This window comes from Lysinibacillus sp. GW247-5R2A (assembly GCF_059424475.1).
In genome coordinates this window covers 25,339-44,299 of the sequence record NZ_JBWKZL010000007.1, presented here as the reverse complement: position 1 = coordinate 44,299, position 18,961 = coordinate 25,339, and the positions used below count along the sequence as shown (strand labels likewise).

The 18,961-nt window shown below is 38.6% G+C and carries 15 protein-coding genes and 1 riboswitch; of the genes, 8 read left to right on the top strand and 7 right to left on the bottom strand.

Annotated elements, in window-relative coordinates:
- Positions 1–91: 91 nt before the first annotated feature.
- Genes AC07YC_RS11990 through AC07YC_RS11955 form a run of 8 tightly spaced genes read left to right on the top strand, consistent with a single transcriptional unit; the run spans position 92 to position 11,937 of the window.
- The gene (locus AC07YC_RS11990; RefSeq protein WP_494919495.1) at positions 92–2,485 is read left to right on the top strand and encodes a DUF8725 domain-containing protein; all 2,394 of its coding nucleotides are present in this window, start codon (positions 92–94) and stop codon (positions 2,483–2,485) included.
- Positions 2,485–3,420 carry an ABC transporter ATP-binding protein gene (locus AC07YC_RS11985; RefSeq protein WP_336636760.1) on the top strand — a complete coding sequence of 312 codons (936 nt, stop codon included), beginning with the start codon at positions 2,485–2,487 and terminating at the stop codon, positions 3,418–3,420. The genes AC07YC_RS11990 and AC07YC_RS11985 overlap by 1 nt, the downstream gene beginning before the upstream one ends.
- The gene (locus AC07YC_RS11980; protein ID WP_336636761.1) at positions 3,417–4,262 is read left to right on the top strand and encodes an ABC transporter permease; all 846 of its coding nucleotides are present in this window, start codon (positions 3,417–3,419) and stop codon (positions 4,260–4,262) included. The genes AC07YC_RS11985 and AC07YC_RS11980 overlap by 4 nt, the downstream gene beginning before the upstream one ends.
- 12 nt (positions 4,263–4,274) lie before the next feature.
- Positions 4,275–5,720: a DUF8809 domain-containing protein gene (locus AC07YC_RS11975; protein ID WP_494919493.1), complete on the top strand. Its 1,446-nt coding sequence runs from the start codon at positions 4,275–4,277 to the stop codon at positions 5,718–5,720.
- An 11-nt stretch (positions 5,721–5,731) separates the two neighbouring features.
- Positions 5,732–6,727 (top strand): AAA family ATPase, encoded by a 996-nt coding sequence (locus AC07YC_RS11970; protein WP_494919492.1) that lies wholly within the window; start codon positions 5,732–5,734, stop codon positions 6,725–6,727.
- Positions 6,724–7,599, top strand: coding sequence for a DUF58 domain-containing protein (locus AC07YC_RS11965; protein ID WP_494919491.1), 876 nt, complete (start codon positions 6,724–6,726; stop codon positions 7,597–7,599). The genes AC07YC_RS11970 and AC07YC_RS11965 overlap by 4 nt, the downstream gene beginning before the upstream one ends.
- 11 nt (positions 7,600–7,610) lie before the next feature.
- Positions 7,611–9,356 carry a vWA domain-containing protein gene (locus AC07YC_RS11960; protein WP_494919490.1) on the top strand — a complete coding sequence of 582 codons (1,746 nt, stop codon included), beginning with the start codon at positions 7,611–7,613 and terminating at the stop codon, positions 9,354–9,356.
- A complete protein-coding gene (locus AC07YC_RS11955) occupies positions 9,340–11,937 on the top strand; it encodes a VWA domain-containing protein (protein ID WP_494919489.1) in 2,598 nt (865 codons plus the stop codon). The genes AC07YC_RS11960 and AC07YC_RS11955 overlap by 17 nt, the downstream gene beginning before the upstream one ends.
- Positions 11,938–12,026: 89 nt before the next feature.
- Here the strand turns inward: AC07YC_RS11955 and thiW are convergent, their stop codons facing one another.
- From thiW to AC07YC_RS11920, 7 genes are all read right to left on the bottom strand, one after another.
- Positions 12,027–12,533 (bottom strand): energy coupling factor transporter S component ThiW, encoded by a 507-nt coding sequence (gene thiW / locus AC07YC_RS11950; protein WP_494919488.1) that lies wholly within the window; start codon positions 12,531–12,533, stop codon positions 12,027–12,029.
- Positions 12,534–12,627: 94 nt separating this feature from the next.
- Positions 12,628–12,735: riboswitch (TPP riboswitch) on the bottom strand.
- Between the two features lie 58 nt (positions 12,736–12,793).
- Positions 12,794–13,990 carry an MFS transporter gene (locus tag AC07YC_RS11945; RefSeq protein WP_336636768.1) on the bottom strand — a complete coding sequence of 399 codons (1,197 nt, stop codon included), beginning with the start codon at positions 13,988–13,990 and terminating at the stop codon, positions 12,794–12,796.
- A 489-nt stretch (positions 13,991–14,479) separates the two neighbouring features.
- Positions 14,480–15,553 carry an ABC transporter substrate-binding protein gene (locus tag AC07YC_RS11940; RefSeq protein ID WP_336636769.1) on the bottom strand — a complete coding sequence of 358 codons (1,074 nt, stop codon included), beginning with the start codon at positions 15,551–15,553 and terminating at the stop codon, positions 14,480–14,482.
- Positions 15,550–16,347, bottom strand: coding sequence for an ABC transporter permease (locus tag AC07YC_RS11935; protein ID WP_036226211.1), 798 nt, complete (start codon positions 16,345–16,347; stop codon positions 15,550–15,552). Before AC07YC_RS11935 ends, AC07YC_RS11940 begins: the two co-directional genes overlap by 4 nt.
- Positions 16,344–17,153, bottom strand: a complete 810-nt coding sequence (locus tag AC07YC_RS11930; RefSeq protein ID WP_494919487.1) for an ABC transporter permease — start codon at positions 17,151–17,153, stop codon at positions 16,344–16,346. The genes AC07YC_RS11935 and AC07YC_RS11930 overlap by 4 nt, the downstream gene beginning before the upstream one ends.
- Positions 17,143–18,249: an ABC transporter ATP-binding protein gene (locus AC07YC_RS11925; RefSeq protein WP_043989687.1), complete on the bottom strand. Its 1,107-nt coding sequence runs from the start codon at positions 18,247–18,249 to the stop codon at positions 17,143–17,145. Before AC07YC_RS11925 ends, AC07YC_RS11930 begins: the two co-directional genes overlap by 11 nt.
- Before the next feature lie 17 nt (positions 18,250–18,266).
- A complete protein-coding gene (locus AC07YC_RS11920) occupies positions 18,267–18,809 on the bottom strand; it encodes a helix-turn-helix domain-containing protein (protein ID WP_012293063.1) in 543 nt (180 codons plus the stop codon).
- Between the last annotated feature and the right edge of the window lie 152 nt (positions 18,810–18,961).

Here is an 18,961-nt window from a genome sequence, read left to right as displayed (position 1 = left end):
ATTGATGAAGATATCATAAGAAATGGAACAAAATGCAATTTAAATCGTATAATTATGTAACCATCTACTTACATAAAAAGGGGTTGAGCTTTTGAAAAAGACAAAAATTACGGCACTGACCTTATTCGTTATGCTGATGATAAGCTTTCTGCTGCCATCCACACAGGCGCAAGCAGCTGCACCATTAGAGGTCAAAGCAACAGCAGGTATTTCAGGGAAAGCTAAATATCAATCAGTTGTGCCATTACAAGTGACAGTGAAAAATAACGGTGCAGATTTTTCTGGAGATATGGCAATAAATTCTTCCAATTCTTATGAAGCAGCATCCGCACTTGTCGTTCCAATTGATATTGCAGCAGGAGAAGAGAAGACATTTACCTTCTATCTAGATGGGTTAGCTGACAATGGATATTCGGACGCAGATTTATTTGCCTTTTATGAAGGAAATATTGAAAAGGGAAAAAAGATTGCCTATAAGGGGACCAAGCGCCTGCAATCCAATTTTTTAGATCCTACATCAACATTTATCTATACATTAACAGATAAGAGTGATCGACTATCAGCACTTTTACGTTTATCATCATTTGTTCCTCAAAACAATGTGGAAATATTTAATATTAATCAATTAAAGGATTATACATTCCCAGAAGATGAACAAGGACTTGCCATGGCAAACGTCATCGTTGTAGATGAAGTAGCAATAGCCGACTTAGCACAAAAACAACAAGAGGCATTGCTGAAATGGGTACAAGATGGGGGTACATTACTTTTAGGCGCTTCTGATCAAGTAAATGCCACAGCAGGGGTTTTTAAGGATTATTTACCAATGTCATTATCACAAGAAATGACATCTATCTCTGCAGAAACATTAACAAAATTATCGGGCGGTGGTATTTTTACGCAGCCAATTTCGATTCATACAGCTACTAATCATGAAGAAAGTTTACCGGTATTAACGGAAAATAATGTAGTCCTAGCCTCGAAGAAAAAAATTGGCAGTGGTGAAATTATTCAAACAGCCTTTTCTTTAGGAGATCAGCCGCTCGCTTCAATGGATGGCTATGCAGCCCTCCTAACAAAGATAATTGATATTCAAAGTATCTCTCAGCAAGGAATGATGAGTCAGGGACAATCCCCACTCGATCAAATTTCTTATGAGCTTCGTAACATAAATGAGTTATTCCCGTCCTTTGAAGTTTCCGTAAGCTATATGCTTATCGTCATTATTCTTTATATTATCATCATTGGTCCAGTTCTTTATTTTGTCCTGAAAAAGGTAGACAAACGGGAGCATGCATGGTGGATTATTCCGGTGTTCTCAATCGTTCTTTCGATTGGTCTTTTCATTGTTGGAGCAAAAGACAGAATTGTTCAGCCACAAGTACAACAATCCGCATTTTATAAGGTCAATGAGGATAGTAGTTTAAATGGGTATTATGTTGAATCAATCTTAACGAATCGTAGCGGGGATTTTATCGTGAATACGGATAAAAACACAACGGCTGTTGCGATGAGAAATTATAATAATTTCACGGGTTCGGTGGGTAATTTACATGAATCTTCTTATATTAAGGAAAATGCCAACGGTTCAACGTTAACATTACGTGATTTAAATTATTGGTCTGTTCAATCATTTGGAGGGAAAACATCTGCTCAAAATATTGGTAAAATGGATGTTGATATAACGCTGAAAAATGAGAAGCTAACTGGAACAATAAAAAATAATTTCCCATTTGAATTAAAAGACGTCACTTTAATCTCTGGCGTGAAAGAAGTAAAACTGGGTGATATTAAAGCAAACGGAACCTTACAAGTAGATAAAGAAATGAAGACAACCGTACTTCAAAAGCCATCTGTTTTTAATAGTTATAATTATAGTTACCCATCTCAGAAAGATGAGGTAGATCCAATGCGTGTTGAACGAATGAAAACATTAGCATTGCCACTTGTAGAGAATGATAGACAGCCCGTACTGACAGCATGGACAGATCAAGCGATTGTAGGGGCTGAACTTGAAACAAGTGCAAATATGTCTCCAATCACAATGCTTGTTCAACCGTTTAAAGGGAAAGTGGAACTATCGGGACCTTTTACAATGAAACGTAATAATTTCACGTACTCATTAAACTCACTATCGGCGAGTGGATACTTCGATAAAATTGATGAGGAATTAAATAACTGGTATCTATCTGATGGTTTATACGAATTAACAATGGCAATGCCCGATCAATTTATGGACGCTGTGGAATCACTTAATGAACTTACTATTTCTAATAAGGATGTTAAGCGTATGCAGCTGTCGATATGGAATCATGCGACGAATATGTATGAGCCATTAGTGGATACAAAGCAAGTATTTACAAATAACATTAAAAATTATATTAATCAAGATAGTGAAGTTCGACTTGAAATAAAATATGGCCCAGATCCAACTGGCGAACAAACGAAATTACCTGAAATAGAGCTGAAGGGAGTGGCAAAATAATGATTGAAATTCGAGACTTAACGAAAAGATATGGCTCCTTTACGGCCCTGGATCATTTAAATTTGTCCTTAGACGAAGGCGTCGTGTTTGGCTTTGTTGGTGCAAATGGAGCAGGAAAATCAACAACATTCTCTATTTTAGCGACATTATTGTCACCGACTTCAGGCGATGCGTTGATAAACGGAAAAAGTGTCGTCAAGGAACCGAAAGAAGTACGCAAGCAGATTGGTTATATGCCTGATTTCTTTGGTGTCTATGATCAGCTAAAAGTAGATGAATATTTAGATTTTTATGGAGCTAGCTATGGTATACAACTGGCAGAACGCCAAGTGCTGATTCCACAGCTTTTAGAACTTGTAAATTTAACGAGTAAACGTTATGAATACGTAGACTTATTATCGCGTGGGATGAAGCAACGTTTATGTCTTGCCCGTGCACTTATTCATGATCCTAAAGTATTGATTTTAGATGAACCAGCATCTGGATTAGACCCTCGCGCCCGTGTGGAAATGCGAGATATTTTACGAAATTTAAAGTCTATGGGTAAAACCATTTTAATTTCTTCGCATATTTTGCCGGAGCTAGCTGAAATGTGTGATGAAATTGGTGTCATTGATAATGGCAAATTAATTGCACATGGAAATGTTGCTGCCATTCAGGCACAGCTACAGGGAGAAAAGCGTATTGTAATGAAAGTGACAGATCGTATAAATGAAGTACGTGCATATTTAGAAGAAGATCCCCATATTTCGTCTATTGATGTTCTTGAGCATCGTCTTGAAATAGCCTTTAATTATCGTGGAACAGATGCAGAGCAGGTGGCATTACTGAAAGAGGCCATACTTGCCGATTTACCTATTTATGCGTTAAGTGAGGAAGAAAAAGATTTAGAGGATGTCTTTATGGCGATTACGAAGGGAGCGGACAGTCAATGATGGAAAGATTTTATAATCCAGTATTTGTGAAAGAGTTAAAGCTGCGATTCCGTTCTTTTAAAAGCTTCTCAGGGTTAATGTTTTACTTAGCAGTTCTTTGTATTTTCATTGCAGGCTTTTTATTGCTGACAACTGAATTTACTGGCAAAGGATTTTTTAGACCAGAAACAAGTTTTATGATGTTTGCTGTATTAACGATTTTACAAATGGCATTAGTTCTATTCATTACACCAAGCTTAACAGCAGGAGCTATCAGTAGTGAGCGTGAAAAACAAACCTTAAATATTTTGCTAACAACGACACAAAGCTCTACACAAATTGTCATTGGAAAATTATTATCGTCCGTGTCATTTCTAGTTTTAATGCTCGTAGCAGGATTACCATTATATAGTTTAGTGTTCCTATTTGGTGGAGTTTCACCTTCTCAGCTTATTTCTATATTTTTATTTTATTTAGTTACGGTTGTAGCAATAGGTAGTATTGGCGTCATGTTTTCAACGATTACGAAAAAAACAATAGTTGCCATGATTGCCACATATGGATCTATTATTTTTTTAGGCGGGATTACAGCATTCTTCTTCTTTTTAACAATGGCTTTCCATCAAATGGGTAATGCCGTTGGTACAAGTACCTCCTTTATGACTTATTTTTGGGCGTCAATAAATCCAGGCGCCCTAATGCTGACGCTAATTTCACCGGAGATGGGCAATGCGCTAGCTGAGCTTTCAGGAGTAGAACTACCCGTGTGGATTACTTATTTAATTGCTTATGTATTGATTATTGTACTTTGTTTAACGATTGCGATAAAAAAATTACGTGCCAACATGAAAAGTAACCGATGAGGAGGAATTATTATGGAGCGTCGTAAGCAATTACGAAAATATATTCAGCGTGCAAAGTCGAGTTTAACATTTGAAAAAAGCATCCCTATTGCACAATACGGTCTGTTTTTGGCATTGCTGTCGAGTGCTTCTCTTGTTCTTATTTCAAGATTATTTGTCTGGCCCTATTATCGCCAAGTTGCGTTGGCTGTCTTTGTTACGCTTCTGATTGCAACGATAGTTTACATCTGGTGGAGACGTGTCAAAGAGAAAGAAGCTTTGCATACATTGGATCATTATTTTTCACATAATGAGCTGGTGACTGCTTTATCATTGAAAGACGATCAGGACCCACTTGTTCAAGCATTATTATTAAAGGCGATACAGAATGTTGAACAGGCTTTCGGTAGCTTTAAGGCTCGGAAGAAAAATTTGTTTAGACCAAAGGCGTTTATTGGATTATTTGGCACAGCTGTCGTCCTAGCAATCCTTTATATGTTCCCAGCAGCGACTCAAATTGAAGCGATAGAAGTTGAAAAAGAGCAAGCTGTAATCGACGATATGAAGAAGGAAGTTGCGGAGCTGGAGAAAAAAGCACAGACAAAAGAAGTAAAAGAGCAATTGCAAGAGCTTCAAAACACGCTGAAGGAAGCAGAAACTGCTGAAGAGGCATTGCGTGAAGTGGTGAAGAAGCAAAAGGAGCTTGCTCTTAAGGAGCAGCAATTAAAGGATAAGCAATCGGCAAGTCAAGACGGTGCAACCGACGAAAACGGCTTATCGAAAGCAGAAGTTGAACAATTGAAGGAACTTGCTCAAATGCAGCAAAATCTCACACAAAATGCAAATACCACACAAACAGCTATGAGTAAACTTGGTAAACCAGCAAGTAATTCCTTACAAAATGCGATTGCTAGTGCTAATAATGCTGGCACTAACAATCAAAATAATAACCAACAACAAGGTAGTCAGCAGCCATCTGGGAATTCCCAGCCAAGCAATCAGCAAGGGCAGGCAAGCCAGTCTGGTCAAAATAATGCTCAAAGTGGTTCCCAACAACAAAATGGTAATAATCAAGGTCAAGGTCAAGGCCAAGGTCAAGGCCAAGGCCAGGGACAAGGCCAGGGTCAAGGCCAGGGACAAGGTCAAGGCCAAGGTCAAGGCCAGGGACAAGGTCAAGGTCAAGGCCAGGGACAAGGTCAAGGCGCAGGCAGAGGTCAAGGTGGTCGTGATTTATTGACGACACCGAATCGTCTTGGTGGGTCAAACGAGACATCCGTGGATGGGGGAGCATTGGGAGATGGTTCCCATGTTTCTGAGCAACAAGGGAATGGTCCGATAACAAAGGGTACCATTCGCCCGTATGAAGAAGTAATTGGCTCCTATAAAGACAGCTATTTAGAAAGCTCAGAGCGTTTACAATTACCGAAGGATTTACAAAATGTCGTGCAATCTTATTTCACGTCAATTGAGTCGCAGTAGGAGGAAATGAAATGGCATTTACAGAGCAACAGTATGTAGAAATGAGTACAAAATTACAACAAGTAAAAGATGAAATCCATCGCTTTATTGTAGGGCAAGAGGATGCAATTGATTATACTTTGTACGCAGTACTAGCAGATGGTCATGCATTATTAGAAGGTTTACCAGGCTTAGGGAAGACGATGTTAATCCGTACAATTTCTGAAGTTCTTGACTTGTCGTTTTCACGAATACAATTTACACCAGATCTTATGCCAGCTGATATAACAGGAACAAGTATGATTGAACGTACCCCAGATGGGAAGCAACAATTTACGTTTCAGCCAGGTCCGATTTTTAGTCAGATGGTTTTAGCGGATGAGATAAATCGTGCTACGCCGAAGACTCAAAGTGCTTTGTTAGAAGCGATGGGAGAAAAAACGGTAACGATTTTGGGAGATACAAAAAAAATGGCGAGACCCTTTTTCGTGTTAGCGACGCAAAATCCTATTGAAATGGAAGGGACATATCCGTTACCAGAAGCACAGATGGACCGTTTCCTTTGTAAAATTCTTGTTCCCTATCCGGAAAAAAATGAACTAATGGAAATCATGAAACGTACGACAGGTGCTCAGGAAATTGGCTTACAAAAACTGATGAACACTGAGACTCTAATAGAAGCACAGCAAATGGTGAAAGAAGTGCTGGTTGCTGATGAAATGCTGGAATTTGCCACTGATTTAGTGGTGGCAACGCATCCAGAAAGAGCTGATGCTCTGGACGAGGTCAAGCAATATGCCATGTATGGCAGTGGACCACGTGGTTTGCAAAGTTTAATAAAATTAGCTAAAGCTAGAGCGCTAATGAATGGGCGGTTCCATGTTTCGGTAGCGGATATTAAATCTGTCGCTAAGCCTGTATTACGTCATCGGATGCTGTTGAACTATGAAGGGGAGGCTTCAGGAAAGACAGCAGATGATGTCATTGATGTTATTTTAGATAAAGTTCAGCAAGGTGTTAGCAAGTGACAGCCAACTACTTATTGCCCGAAGACTGGTTAGCAAAAATCAGTCGTTTTCAAATAGCGACTGCCTCCAAACTACGCGGGCAGCATAAAGGCTCGCATCGTTCACAGCGCTTTGGGGCTTCCCTCGATTTTTCGGATTTTCGAGAATATCATTTAGGTGATGATGTACGACAAGTGGATTGGAACGTCTTTGCCCGAACGAATAAATACTTTATTAAAAGATTTTTAGATGAACAAGAAATGCGCGTACACATTTTACTCGATACCACAAAATCAATGGGGACAGAAGCCAAGTGGGTTTTTGCTCGTCAAATAGTGGCATCCCTTGGTTTTATGGTTCTTGGTCGAGACGATCGTTTGTCTTTTTCATTTTTACAGGATGATGCGAAGCCACCGTTTCGTCGGAAGGGCGCTATGTATCGCCGTGCATTTTTACAAATAGTAACAGATATAGAGGAAGCGAGCTATTCGAATCCTTTTGCACAGGGTGCCTTAAAGGCTTTACCAAAAGACAGTACAGTGTTATTTATTGTGACAGATGGACTAGAGTCAATCGAGGAATGGGAGCAACTTTTAAAAAGGCTACCACGCTATGCTGGTGATGTCCGTATTTTACAAATTGTGACGCAAGAAGAGCTATCACCAAACTATTCGGGTGATGTTCGTCTTCTTGATCGTGAAACAGGTAATGAAGTCAATGTGACAATGTCCACTAAAGTTCTAGAAACCTATCACGCAAGACGTTTATTACATGAAGAAGAATTTGAAGCCATTTGTCGTCGTTTCGGCATTCGGAAATTACAATTGAAGGTGGAAGATGGTTTGCAACAGGCAATCTTTCAGCAATTATTAAAAGCACATTGGATTAGGTGAGGTGAGCCGTATTGGGCTTTAGTCAAATCATATTTAGCTGGACGGCCATCATCCCGGTCATTGTCCTACTCTATTATTTCTTTCGAAAAAAATATACAGATCAGACGGTTTCTTCAACACTTTTCTGGTCTGAAATTATGCAGGAAACACGGGTATCTCCTTATTTAAAGCATTTGCAAAAGAATGCCCTACTTTATTTGCAGTTACTAGCATTGCTACTCCTTGTGTTGGCACTCATGAATCCCTATGTGAAAAAATCAACGATTGTTGGTGAGCAAACTATATTTGTTGTTGATACTTCTGCGACAATGTTAGCTGGTAAGGGGCAATCTACCTTTGACGCACATAAACAGGAAATGCTGACGCTTATAGATGAATTAAATGGGAGACCAGTCACGTTAATTACGACTGGTTCAGCACCAAAAGCGATTTTGCAGCAAGAGACAAATGTTAAAGATATCGAAAAAGGTATTAAAGACTTACAAGTAACCTATGAAACGGCAGAAATGGATAAGGCGCTAGATGTGGCACAAGCATTTGTAGGAGACACACCGACTTCAATCTATGTATTTACAGATACACTCGATAAAAAACAACTACCTATGAACAAGGACTCTGTTAAATGGCTAGTAAGAGGTGCTGCGAAGGACTTAACAAATATTGCTATTACTCGATTTGCTGCAACAACAGATGGACAGGCTACAATGGCGCTTGTGCAGCTTCATAATGATACAGACATCGAGCAAAAGGTCACACTAGCATTACTAAATGAAGAGGGTAAAGAGTTAGTAGCTGAAAATATCGCTGTTCCACCAAAGGAAGCGATAACAAAAACCTTCAAGGAGTTACCTTTAGAAAAATCAATGACAGCAATCATTGATGTGCAAGATGATTATGCAGTAGATAATCAACAAACCGTTTTACTACAAACAGCTACTTCAAAAATTGTGGTTGACCAGGGCATGCATCAATTGATTCAAAAAGGGTTTCAATCCGTAAGTACGGGTGTGAAAATTGTTCCACCTTTACAAGTAGTAGACAATCAGGATGCCACGGTGATCACTAATCAAGCTGAATTGCTAGAAAAGATGGACAAACCTCTAGTGTTATTTGGCCGTGATGATGCCGAAAAGGTAGAGGTAAGTGGCATAGTAAGTACTAAAAGTGATGCTTTATTTGCTTTTAGCGAGCTCAAGGATGTTTATGTTAGCGCCTTGTATCCTGGATTTGCAAATTATCAAACTATCGCTACTGTTGGAGAACAGCCTTTTATACAGCGCTCTCCTAAAGGGGATATCGTCGTCTTAGCAGATATTGCAGATACGGATTGGCCACTACACCCATCATTCCCGTTATTCTTATGGAGTACTGAACAGCAGGTATCAGAATCCATTGGTTCACTCGGTATTTTCACACCAAATGAACAAAGAGTAGTAGCTTTAGCGCAGGAAGACTGGAGTGTATATTCACAGGAAGATGAATTTCTATCATTAGTTACGGATGGTATGCTAACTGCGCCAACAAAACCAGGCATCTATTTTGTGCGTTCTAATAATGAAGAAAAACATTTTATTGTACAATTGCAGGCGCAAGAACGTGTTATTGAACAAGGAACAAGCTATACATTAGGGGATATTTCTGATAACGGAAGGGCTGAGATTTCGAAGGCTTCTTTTGTCCCTTGGCTAATTCTAATTATTTTAGTTTTACTTGTTTCAGAGTGGGAGGTGCAACGACGTCGTGGATTTACGAATTGATATGCCATTAATATTGTTGCTATTACTTCCATTACTCATTTATTTTGGTTGGACCTATTGGCGAGAGCGACAGCGACTAAAAAAGAGTCATACTATCGTACTTTTGATTCGTATGCTAGCGGTAGGCTGTTTAGTTTTCGCATTGGCAGGGCCGTATCTTTTATTACCTATAAAAGAAGAACAAATCGTGTATCTAGTTGACCGCTCAGCTTCCGTGAATGGGACTGAAGATGAGATGGTACAGTTTATACAGGATAGTTTACAAGCGAAAAAAGACGAACAGCTTGCAGGGCTGTATTCATTCTCATCAACATTACAAACAGAAGCCATTTTGACTAAAACATTAAAGGAAGTACCAAAGTTTACGGAAATAAAGGCTACTGATCAAACGAATATAGAACAAAGCCTGCAACTTGCCACAGGTATTATAGATCCGAAAAAAGCAACACGCTTTGTGCTCTTAACAGACGGCAATGAGACAAAGGGCAATGCTTTAGATTTCGCCACGAAGTTTAAAGGCTCCAATATTAGTGTGGATGTTGTGCCCTTTAGTCAGCCTGTTGTGAATGATGTTTCATTAAAAAGCTTTGTGTCCCCACAAGTTGCCTATGTCGGTGAGCAACAACAACTGGTAACAGAAGTGCATGCAACTACAGCTGGACAGGGCGAGCTATTATTATATGAAAATGATGAACTGATTCATCGTGAGCCAGTCGAGCTAGCCGAAGGAACGAATATGTTTACCTATAAACATGCAGCGACTGGTGAAGGGCTGGTGAAATATGAAGCCGTTGTTCAAGTAGGACAAGACGCAATATTTGAAAACAATAAATTAACAAGTGTCACAATGGTACAAAGCGAACCACATTTACTCATTGTGAATGGCTATGAAACAGCTTCACCAATAGCGGCGGCACTTGGTCAGCAATCAATAGCCTATGATGTAAAATCACCTGAAAGCTTACCAAATGAACTCTCCAGTTATTTGCAATATAATGCCATTATTTTCGATAATGTGCCAGGACATTTAGTCGGTGAGGCGAAAATGAGTGTGATAGAGCAAGCAGTCAAAAACTTTGGTGTTGGTTTTGCAATGGTTGGTGGAGAAAATAGCTTTGGTTTAGGTGGTTATTTTAAAACGCCAATTGAAACATTATTACCTGTTGAAATGGAAATTAAGGGGAAAGAACAATTACCTTCATTAGGACTTGTCATTGTACTAGATCGCTCTGGTAGTATGTCGGGATCCAAGCTAGAGCTTGCAAAGGAAGCGGCAGCACGTTCAGTTGAGATGCTACGTGATGAAGATACATTAGGATTTATAGCATTTGATGATCGACCTTGGGAAATTATAGAGACTGGTCCTCTGAACGATAAAGAAGAGGCAGTGGATACCATTTTATCTGTTACACCAGGAGGCGGGACAGAAATCTATGGTTCACTTGCAAAAGCATATGAAAACCTAGCAGATATAAAACTGCAACGTAAGCATATTATTCTTTTAACGGATGGACAATCACAGCCAGGAAATTATGAAGATTTAATTGAACAAGGAAAAGATAGTGGAATAACTTTATCGACAGTGGCTATTGGTCAAGATGCGGATGCTAATTTATTGGAAGCTCTGAGTGAGATGGGAAGCGGACGTTTCTACAATGTTATCGATGAGCAAACTATCCCTTCCATTTTATCTCGTGAAACAGCAATGATTTCCCGTACGTACATTGAGGATAACCCTTTCTATCCAATACTTTATAATGCAGGGGGATGGAATACGCTATTTGCCAATGGTGTTCCACAAATGAATGCTTATATCGGAACAACCGCAAAGCAGGGTGCTACCGTCGTGGCTGAAAGCGAAAAAGAAGATCCGGTGTTAGCACAATGGCAATATGGTCTTGGCAAAACATTCGCATTCACTTCTGATTCAACAGGAAAGTGGGCAGGCGACTGGGCAAGATGGCAAAACTGGGGCCCATTTTGGCAAACGCTTATTTCACAAATGCTTCCAAGTTATAATGATGTTGCCTATGATGTAAGAATAGAATCAGATGGGTCCTTTATGATTACAGATCCTACAAATGAAGCAGCCTTTTTAGATATTGTTGCGGTTAATGAAGCTGGTGAAGAGTTAGACACACAGCTTGAAACTATATCAGCCTCTCAGGTTCGTGCTGTAGTACAAGCTGACCCGGGGTTAATCTTCTTCCGTATCGCTGATGAAAAGGAAACGATTTATCAGGCTGGATTAAGTGTTCCCTATAGTGCTGAGTATGAACTTCTTCCTGCTAATGATAAATTAATAGAAGAATTAACCGAACAAACTGGAGGTGCTGTTTTAAAAGAACCACAAGAAGTGTTCCGTGACTTTACAAAGCAAGGGGCGGATCGTCAAAACATTGCGACATGGCTTCTCCTTGCAGGTATGCTCTTGTTCTTTATTGATATTACAATAAGACGCTTTGGCTGGAATTTCCTAACGAAGCCGAAGAAAAAGGAGCAACTTGTAGAGAACCACCCCGTACAGGCAGAAGACACGAATGTGGCACAATTATTAAAGGGTATGAAAAAGCGCCAATAATTTAGTTTAGATGAAAGCAGTGCGAATGATTTCGTACTGCTTTTTGTATATACATGGAGAGAGAAATCCTCTAAGTAATATCAACGACATTATTTAATAAAGAGAGTGGGATTAAAATATTTTACTAGCACGGTTTTACGCAAGCTGCTAGCTACTACAACCCCTAAAATTGCTCCGATTGTACTTGATATTAAAAAGGCAGGCATGAAAAATAAGGCCGCTACGGATGTGCCCATAAGTAACTTTGCATAGGGCACTGCTACAAGCGATGCGAGAAGACCAGTGCCGATCGCTTCACCCATACCTGCTAACCACATTTTACTACTATATTTATAGGCAAGCCCTGCACATAATGCACCAATAATACTACCAGGAATGGCTAACAGTGAGCCTGTTCCTGTAAGGATACGAATGATAGCCGTAACAAAGGCAACTACAACAGTAGGTACGGGTCCAAGTATAACGGCCCCTATTACGTTAATAGCGTGCTGCACAGGGTAGGCACGTGCAATCCCAGTTGGAATGGAGATGAATGTAGAGCCTGCAACGGCAATCGCTACGAATAAAGCCATAATTGTTAATTTTCGAATAGACATGATAGGTGCGCTCCTTTTCGTTTTAGCCACTAGGAAAACGAAAAAGGCCGCTTCCTTCAAACGACAGGAAGCGGCCTTGCTTATACACTGAAAATAGCAAGAAGCGCCACTTCCCTCCGCTAGCATGAACTAGATCAGGTTCGAAGGGTCCGTATATAACCATATACGTCTCAGCCTTTAAAAGACTCCCCTAGTGGTAAGTATTTTTCTATTTTTAGAAGTGTAACATACTTCAATTAATAGTTAATAAGCTTTAATGATTAGTGTGAATCTGGCTGCATAAGCTGTGGTGCCTTTTTCAATGTCCAAATTAGGGCAAGGAAGAAACAAGCTAATAAGATAATGGCACCAAAAATATAAGGACTATTCATGTTCCAGTCAAATAAGAAACCAGCTAAAGCGGGTCCAATCATATTTCCAAGACTCATATAGGCATTATTCAAGCCGGCTGCAAATCCTTGCTCTGTTTCAGCAAGTTTAGAGATGAGTGTATTGACTGCTGGACGAATTAACGTTGTAGCCGTAGAGAAGATGGTTGCTACAACTAATATTAGTGCAAAACCTGAAACAAATAATATTAAGAAAATAGCAATGGAGGCAATAAATAAATTGACCAAAACTACTTTCATTTCACCAAAACGTTTAAAGAGTGGCGTTATGATAAACATCTGTACAATTACCCCAAATGCTCCACCAACTACTAGAATGGTAGCAATATCGCCAGGTGAGTAATTAAATTTTTCTGTCACAAATAGTGATAAGGTTGTTTGGAAGTTAGCAATTCCAAATGAGAATACCATCATAATAATTAACATAACAAAATAAGGCATATGTACAGAGCGAGCCATCTGTTTCACCAGATTATCTTGCTTTTGTCTATTTTGCGCAGTATTTGGCTTTGTAGATGGTAATAAAAAGTACGATAAAATAGACGCTAAAATGGCGGCAGCTCCCGCCATGAAAAATGGAAAATGTAAGCTAACCTTTGCGAGGAAACCACCAATCCCAGGGCCAATCATAAAACCGAAAGACATCGCAGCCCCTAACATACTCATTCCTTTTCCGCGTTCTTCATAAGTTGTCACGTCTGCTACAAAAGCCATAATAGGAGGTGCAACAAATGCAGAGCCAAGGCCACCTAAAAAGCGTGCCAAAAAGAGCATCCAAACATCTGTAGAAAGGCCAAAACCGATTTGTGCAAGTCCTGTTAGTATAAGACCGAAAATAATTAAATTTTTCCGCCCATACAGGTCAGAAAGATTCCCAGCAATTGGAGAAAATACGAATTGTGCCAAGGCGAACGTTGCAATAAGCATACCTAGAACTTGTCCTGCTGCTCCAAATATTCTTAAGTATTCCGGCATTACAGGAATAATAATTCCAATACTCCCCATTGCGATAAACATATTAAACATTAATATATACAAAGCCGCCTTATTGGACTTCTGCTGGGTCATCGAAAAACCCCCTTTATGTAATCAAATATAGTACAGTCTATCATAAAGAATTAGGGCTGGCTAATAGTTGAGATTGCTGTAGCTGATCCGATCATTAGAATGGTTTTCCAGAAAAGTTTTTTTCTCAGAAAACCTCACAATGGAATAGTATCTAATTGATTACTAAACATGAATAGTTTGGAGAGCGTATGAACTTTTGACTAGAAGATATTTTGTTGAAATGAAATAGCGTGATAAAAGTGAATACTATTGTTTAAGATGAAGCTATGATGGGCATATGTATTGGCACGTAGTATCTATGGTTTTTTCTTTGATATAGAAGTGAAAATAATGGATAGCTTAAACATAGACAAAGGGATTATAGAAGACGGGGCTGTGAAGATGATCTACTACAGGCTACTAGTAGAATTGCTTTCTAAATATAGTAATGCAACTGAATGCTTACATAAAAAGGGCGAATTGGTTTCTAGACCAATTCGCTCTTATAAATTATCGAATACTCATTTTAAATTCTAAAAACAGCTCATTATATTTACCTAAGTAATCTGGACCTAAGTTTTTGTAGACCTCTAATGTATCACGTTGCTCTTCAGAAGGGTAATAGCGTTCATCAGCAACTACTTCCGGGTCCATTAAGTCCATCGCAGCGATATTAGGCGTCGAATAGCCAACATAATCGGCATTTTGAGCACCAGATTCAGCACTTAGCATAAAATTGATAAAGGCATGTGCACCATCAATATTTTTTGAGGTCTTTGGAATAACCATATTATCGAACCATAAATTGGAGCCCTCTTCAGGAACAGCAAAGTCCAACTCTTCATTTTCAGACATCATGTCCGCTGCCTGACCAGACCAAGTGAGAGCCACTGTTGCTTCATTATTGATCATTAAAGGCGTAATTTCATCCCCAATGATCGCTTTTACGTTTGGCGCAAGTGTAATCAGCTTGTCAGTTGCTTCACGCAGTTCAGCGTTATCCAATGAATTCAACGAGTGTCCAAGACTATTTAAACCCATCCCAATCACTTCGCGGGCACCATCTACTAAAAATACTTTTCTTTTTAATGAGGAATCCCATAAATCGTCCCAGGAGGAGAAATCTAAGTTCCCAACAAGCTTTGGATTATAAACGATTCCTACTGTTCCCCAGAAGTAAGGAACTGAAAATTGATTGTTATCATCGAATGGTAAATCTAAAAAGTATGGATCGATATTTTTAAAATTCGGGATTTTCGCTTTGTCTAAAGGAATCAATAAATTATCTTCCTTCATTTTTTCAATCATATACTCAGAAGGGACAGCAATATCGTACGCTGTACCACCTTGCTGTATTTTAGTCATCATAGCTTCATTGGAGTCAAATGTTTCGTAAATGACATGAATACCTGTTTCTTTTTCAAACTCTTTCAATAGATCAGGATCAATATACTCTCCCCAGTTAAAGATGGTTAAAGTGTCTTTTCCACTCTTACCTCCACCAGCACTTAATGCGTCAGCAGCATAAAATAAAAGGGCAGAAACAACAAGTATTGCGATGGTCGCTTGAATTAATGACTTCATTGTTGTCCCTCCGTTCTTTTGCTTGTGCGACTTGTAATGAAGTAATAGCCAACCACAACGATAACTGTTACAAAGAATACTAAACCAGAAATGGCGTTAACTGTTAGAGATATTCCCGCGCGAGCCATCGAGTAGATTTCAACCGATAATGTACTGAAGCCATTGCCTGTTACGAAAAATGTCACAGCAAAATCATCTAATGAATACGTAAGAGCTAGGAAGAAACCTGCAAAAATACCTGGCTGAATATATGGTAGAATGACACGCATCATAACATCCTTTTTGGTTGCTCCTAAATCTAATGCTGCATCAATTAGTGATTTATTCATTTCTAACAATTTAGGTAAAACCATTAACACTACAATTGGTACACTAAACGCTACGTGTGCCAATAATACTGAAGCAAAGCCCAATTTTATGCCCACCATTGTAAATAAGATTAAAAAGCTTGCACCAATGATGACATCTGGACTGACAATTAAAACATTGTTTAAGGACAATAATGTATTACGCATTTTTGAATCCTTGACTGTTACAATACCGATTGCTCCTAACGTTCCAATAATAGTAGAAATTAGAGCTGAAAGTAATGCTACGATAACGGTATTAATTAAAATAACAAGTAGCCTTGAATCTTCAAAAACAGCCTGATAATGCTCTAACGTAAAGGACTCAAAGTTATTCATGGAGCCACCACTATTGAACGAGTAAAAGATTAAATAGAGAATGGGTGCATACAGAACGATAAAAACAATCGTTAAATAGACTTTGGCTGATGCAGAAAGTTTGTTCATCGCACGCGACCTCCTTTATCTTTTTGTCCCGTAATAAGCATAATGATTACCATAAATAAAATTAAGAACACGGCAATAGTTGAACCCATTCCCCAATTTTGTGTCACAAGGAATTGCTGCTCAATCGCTGTACCAAGGGTGATAACACGATTCCCTGCAATTAAACGAGTAATCATGAAAAGTGATAGAGCAGGGATAAAGACAACCTGAATACCCGATTTAACGCCATCCATTGTCAATGGTAAAACAACGCGACGGAATGTTGTAAAAGCAGATGCGCCTAAATCACGAGACGCATAAATAAGTGTTGGATTTAAACGATCTAAAGAGTTAAAGATCGGTAAAATCATAAACGGAATAAAAATATACACGGATACAAAAACAAAGCTAATATCTGTAAAGAGCATTTGCTTTGGATCAAAGCCAAACACTTCGATAAATGCATTGATCGGCCCGTATAAACCAAAGATACCGATAAAGGCATATGTTTTTAACAATAAATTAATCCATGAAGGAATAATAATAAGCAATAACCAAAGCTGCTTGTGTTTCGTTTTTGTTAAAAAGTAAGCAGTTGGATATGAAATTAATAATGTAAAGAATGTAATTAAAAATGCATACCAGAACGAGCTTAATGTCATTTTTAAGTAAACAGAAGTAAAGAACGCTTTATAATTATCGAGCGTGAAATTGCCATGTAAATCGAGTAGGGAATAATAAACAACGAGTGCAATCGGCGCGATAACGAAAAGGGCAATCCATAAAACATATGGAAATAACGCTGATTTTGATGGCTTAGCTTGCATCTTCGTCGTCTCCGTACGATTCTAATCGTTTATCGAACTCTTCCTCTGTTTCATTTAAGCGCATTACATGAATCGCCTCTGGATCAAAGTCTAAGCCAATTTCTGTCCCTACTTCAGCTTTTTTCAATGAATGGACTAGCCATTCATTGCCATCTTTATCATACGTAGATAGCTCATAATGGACGCCACGGAATAATTGTGTATCTACTTTAACAACAAGTTTCCCTTTATCAATAGTTGTCATTTCTAAATCCTCAGGGCGTATAACGATATCAATTTTCTCATTTGGTTTCATACCTTGGTCAACACATTCGAAAATCTTACCCGCAAATTCAACCTTGAAATCTTCAATCATGACACCAGGCACTATATTGGATTCACCGATGAAATCTGCTACGAAGCGATTAATAGGTTCATCATAAATATCTACTGGTGTACCAGATTGTTGAATTTGTCCTTCACTTAAAACAAAAATTTCATCACTCATAGCGAGTGCCTCTTCCTGATCATGCGTAACGAAAACAAAGGTTTTGCCAAGACGTTGCTGTAATTCACGTAATTCGTATTGCATTTCTGTACGTAATTTCAAGTCTAATGCTGATAGTGGTTCATCCAGTAAAATTACTTCAGGGTCGTTAACGATAGCCCGTGCTATCGCTACGCGCTGACGCTGACCACCAGACATTTCGGAGATTTCACGATTGCCATAGCCTGCTAAATTGACAAATTTTAAAGCCTCCGCAACACGTTCTTTAATTTCCTTTTCAGGTAACTTCTTAATACGTAGTCCGAATGCGACATTTTCAAATACATTTAAATGAGGGAACAGCGCATAATCTTGAAAAACAGTATTCACCTGACGTTCATTGGCAGGAACCGAATTTATTTTTTTATCATGGAAAAACACATCTCCTGTTGTAGGCTCTGTGAAACCAGCAATAATTCGTAAAATGGTTGTTTTCCCACAACCAGATGGGCCAAGGAGAGTATAAAATTTGCCCTTTTCAAGCTCCAAGTTAATATTCTTTAAGACAACTGTTCCGTCACTATAAGACTTGGATACATTTTCAAAACGGATAATGGAATTCATTGTCATTGATGCGCCTCCTTAAGCTATAAATATGAATCCGTTGCAACGAGTAAAATTTTCGTTTCAGCAGCATGTGCATTAAAAATTTGATGATGGTCTGTCGCGTCAAAATAAAGAGCATTGCCTTCACTAGCGATATATTGTTCATTCCCTAAAACGAGACGAATACGCCCTTTCACTACATAAATAAATGTTTCCGAGAGTGATGGCTCAAATTGCTTGAATTCGCCATTGGCTTCAAATGTTAAAAAAATAGGCTCCATTTCTTTTTCGTTGGATGTAGGGATGAGCCATTGAATTTCGTATTTTTTTTCTTCATCCGTAAAGATGGACTGATCTTCCTCTGTATAAACAACCTTTTGTTCAGGTGATTCATCATCAAAAAATTCCTTTGGTGTTGACCCTAACACTTCTAATATAGAAAAAAGTGTTTCAATAGAAGGTGAATTCAAATCACGTTCTAATTGGGAAATATAGCCCTTACTTAAATCTGTACGTTCTCCAAGTTCCTCTTGGGTAAGACCTTTTTTTAAACGAAGCGCTTTAATTTTTGCTCCTATTTGCATCTTTTCCCTCCTAGAAGAAGTTTAGCAATGATAAACTTTTGAAATATGAAGTTTACTTTAACGAAACTTTTAGTTTACTAAAACCATTACAATTATACATAATAAATTAAAATTTGCAATCGTTTTTTATGAAAAAAATAGCTGTAAAATGT

Bases quoted from the DNA above. Each gene is read 5' to 3' on its own strand.
- AC07YC_RS11985 (WP_336636760.1), top strand. From the start codon at position 2,485: ATGATTGAAATTCGAGACTTAACGAAAAGATATGGCTCCTTTACGGCC.
- AC07YC_RS11980 (WP_336636761.1), top strand. From the start codon at position 3,417: ATGATGGAAAGATTTTATAATCCAGTATTTGTGAAAGAGTTAAAGCTG.
- AC07YC_RS11975 (WP_494919493.1), top strand. From the start codon at position 4,275: ATGGAGCGTCGTAAGCAATTACGAAAATATATTCAGCGTGCAAAGTCG.
- AC07YC_RS11970 (WP_494919492.1), top strand. From the start codon at position 5,732: ATGGCATTTACAGAGCAACAGTATGTAGAAATGAGTACAAAATTACAA.
- thiW (WP_494919488.1), bottom strand. From the start codon at position 12,533: ATGTCTATTCGAAAATTAACAATTATGGCTTTATTCGTAGCGATTGCC.
- AC07YC_RS11945 (WP_336636768.1), bottom strand. From the start codon at position 13,990: ATGACCCAGCAGAAGTCCAATAAGGCGGCTTTGTATATATTAATGTTT.
- AC07YC_RS11940 (WP_336636769.1), bottom strand. From the start codon at position 15,553: ATGAAGTCATTAATTCAAGCGACCATCGCAATACTTGTTGTTTCTGCC.
- AC07YC_RS11935 (WP_036226211.1), bottom strand. From the start codon at position 16,347: ATGAACAAACTTTCTGCATCAGCCAAAGTCTATTTAACGATTGTTTTT.
- AC07YC_RS11930 (WP_494919487.1), bottom strand. From the start codon at position 17,153: ATGCAAGCTAAGCCATCAAAATCAGCGTTATTTCCATATGTTTTATGG.
- AC07YC_RS11925 (WP_043989687.1), bottom strand. From the start codon at position 18,249: ATGACAATGAATTCCATTATCCGTTTTGAAAATGTATCCAAGTCTTAT.
- AC07YC_RS11920 (WP_012293063.1), bottom strand. From the start codon at position 18,809: ATGCAAATAGGAGCAAAAATTAAAGCGCTTCGTTTAAAAAAAGGTCTT.